The organism is Parvibaculum sp., from assembly GCF_035511255.1.
GTDB lineage: Bacteria > Pseudomonadota > Alphaproteobacteria > Parvibaculales > Parvibaculaceae > Parvibaculum.
In genome coordinates, this window is the sequence record NZ_DATKFR010000246.1 from 1 (window position 1) to 2,870 (window position 2,870).

The 2,870-nt window shown below is 63.6% G+C and carries 3 protein-coding genes; 1 reads left to right on the plus strand and 2 read right to left on the minus strand.

Features of this window, described 5'->3' with window-relative positions; translation table 11 throughout:
- Positions 1-248: 248 nt before the first annotated feature.
- Positions 249-1,049 carry a DUF72 domain-containing protein gene (locus VMR03_RS09825; RefSeq protein WP_325404685.1) on the minus strand — a complete coding sequence of 267 codons (801 nt, stop codon included), beginning with the start codon at positions 1,047-1,049 and terminating at the stop codon, positions 249-251.
- 74 nt (positions 1,050-1,123) lie between these two features.
- Here VMR03_RS09825 and VMR03_RS09830 point away from each other — a divergent pair, with 74 nt between their 5' ends.
- Positions 1,124-2,068, plus strand: a complete 945-nt coding sequence (locus tag VMR03_RS09830; RefSeq protein ID WP_325404689.1) for an NAD(P)-dependent oxidoreductase — start codon at positions 1,124-1,126, stop codon at positions 2,066-2,068.
- On the opposite strand, the gene VMR03_RS09835 is transcribed toward VMR03_RS09830, so the two are convergent.
- Positions 2,065-2,685 (minus strand): TetR/AcrR family transcriptional regulator, encoded by a 621-nt coding sequence (locus VMR03_RS09835; protein WP_325404687.1) that lies wholly within the window; start codon positions 2,683-2,685, stop codon positions 2,065-2,067. The genes VMR03_RS09830 and VMR03_RS09835 overlap by 4 nt on opposite strands.
- Between the last annotated feature and the right edge of the window lie 185 nt (positions 2,686-2,870).

The following is a 2,870-nucleotide window of genomic DNA, read 5'->3' on the forward strand; positions in this document are numbered from 1 at the left end:
TCGCGAACCGCACGCGGACGCTCACGGCGCGATTTCCGGTGCCGGGGTTGTAAGCTTCCGGCCCTCTCCCCTCACCCTGCTCCGGCTAAGGCTTGGGGCAAGCCCCAAGCCAAGCCTTCACATCCCTCTCCCCTCCCGCCCAAACGCCTTGATCTCCATCGACCTCCGGACGGGAGGGGAGAGGGAGGAGCGAGCGATAGCGAGCGGAGGGTGAGGGGTGGGCGATCGAAGGCGTCGCCGGTCAGGCTTTAACCGCCCACCCGCTCGGCGATGGCCATGGCCGCCGCCGGGTTGTGTTCCTTCGCGCCGCTGATGACATAGAGAAAAACATCCCGGCCGGATTTGCGCGGCTTCGGCGCGGCCACGGTCTCAAGATCCTCCGGCACGTCGCCCGTCGCCCAGATGCGCGCACGCGCGGCCCATCTGTCGAGCGCCTTGCCGGAATAGCCGAGCTTCTCCTTCGCGCTGGTTCCCATGATGCGCGCATAGACGAAGGGCGCCGTCGCATCGGCGATCTGCGGATAGTCGGAATCGGCGTCGGTGACGATGGCGACGCCATGCTCCCGAACAAGGGCGACGAAATCCGGCGTCTTGAAACTCTCATGCCGCACTTCGACGGCGTGCCGGATGGTCCGGCCCTCGACGCTCTTCGGCAACAGCTTCAGAAAGCCTTCGAAATCCTCTGGATCGAATTTCTTCGTCGGCATGAACTGCCAGTTGATCGGTCCGAGCTTGTCGCCAAGCCTGAGCAATCCGCTTTCGATAAACCGCTCGATCGAGGAGCCGGCCTCGGAAAGAACGCGGCGGTTCGTCGTGAAGCGCGGCCCCTTCAGCGAAAAGACGAAACCCGCCGGCGTCTCGTCATGCCACTTTTGGAAGCTCTCGGGTTTCTGTGATCCGTAATAAGTGCCGTTGATCTCGATGGTCGCGAGTTTCGACGACGCATATTCAAGCTCGCGCCTCTGCGCGAGACCTTCCGGATAAAAGGTTCCGCGCCAGGGCTCGAACACCCATCCCCCTATTCCGACCCTGATCTGCGACTTCGGCATGAAACCTCCGATGTGGCCATAACGGAACGCGTGAGCCTTCGGCAACGGCTCATATTGCGTCGAGTTCATGAAAAATAGGCCGCTATGCCCTATATGAACAGCGGCAGACGGAGCGAAAGCAGAAAAGGAATGCCCTCATGGATGTCGGTTTTATCGGACTGGGCCTGATGGGCCGCGCGATGGCCGCCAATCTCGTCAAGGCGGGTCACAAGGTCCGCGTCTGGAACCGTTCTCGCGGACCGGTCGACGAGCTCGTGAAGCTCGGCGCAACGCCGGCCGCCACGCCCGCCGACGCGTTTCGTGGCGACGCCGTCGTGACGATGCTGGCGAACGACGCCGCGGTGCGGGACATCGTTCTCGGCAACAGGCTTCTCGACGGCGCGCGCGGCACGGTGCATGTGAACTGCGCGACGATTTCGGCCGCGTTGGCCCAGGAGCTGGCCGGTCTCCATGAAGCCGCCGGCATTGGTTATGTCTCGGCGCCCGTTTTCGGCCGGCCGGACATGGCGGAAGCCGGCAAGCTCAACGTCGTGGTCGCCGGAAAGCCCGATGCGGTATCCCGCGTCGCGCCGCTCTTCGACGCGATCGGCCAGAAGGCGTGGCCGCTCGGCGACGATCCCGTGCGCGCCAACGTGCTGAAGATCGCCGGCAACTTCATGATCGCCGCCGCGCTCGAAACCATGGGCGAGGCGACAGCGCTCGCCCGAGCCTATGGCGTCGAAACCGCCGCGTTTCTCGACATCCTGACGAATACGCTTTTCGCCTCGCCGGTCTACAAGGGCTATGGCGCGATCATCGCCGAAAAGCGCTACGAGCCGGCGGGCTTTCCGTTGCCGCTCGGTTTCAAGGATGTCGGCCTCGCACTCGCCGCGAGCCAGGACGCGCATGTGCCGATGCCCTTCGCCGGTGTGCTGCGCGACAGCTTCCTCGACGCGCTGGCGCAGGGCAGCACGGAGAAGGATTGGGCTTCCATCGCCGAGGTTTCCCACCGCCGCGCCGGCCTCGACCGCAAGAGCTAGGCGCCGAGCAAGGCGACGAATTCGCGCTGCGTCAGCGCGCGATATTCCTTCATCAGCCTATCGCCCTCCTTGCGATCCACCGCGATCGCGAGGCGGACGGCGGCGCCCGTCAATTGCATCAGCAAAAAACATCCGACTTCAAAGCGCGGCAGGTCGCGCTTCGGCACCAGATGCTTCAGCGCATCGAAGACCACCTTGCCGTTCACCCGGCTATCTTCGATATCGAGCACCTGCAACGTCTTGTCGGACTGGATCGCCGACCAGATGTCGCGCACGTCGGGCTCGGTGATGAAAAGCGCGTAATAGCCTTCGAGCAGCTGGTCGACGCGGATGCGCGCCTCTTTCGTCGTCTCGATGCCGGCAAGGCTTTCCTTCAACCCCTCGCGCACCCGCTCCATGACGCGCAGCGCCAACATGCGGAGGATCGCGGGCTTGTCCGGAAAATACTGATAAAGCGAACCGATGGGCACGCCCGCCCGCGAGGCGATCTCGCTCATGCGCACGGCGTCGCTGCCCGTCACCGCAATGAGTTCGGACGCGGCGGCGAGAATACGCTCGACCCGCTCCTTGGCGCGCTCCTGGGTGGGTTTTCGACGGATGACGGCTTTCCCGGCCATTCTCTCTCCGATTTTTCTTGCCTCGAGTAAATGTGAGGGATTATCATTTTCAAAATATGAGCATTCCTCACATTAGGCAAGGGATAAGTCATGGCGGATATCGGACGGGTTTGTGTGGTCGGCGGCGGTCCGGCGGGACTCGCGCTGGCGCGGAGCTTTCTCGCGCAGGGCATTCCCTTCGACGT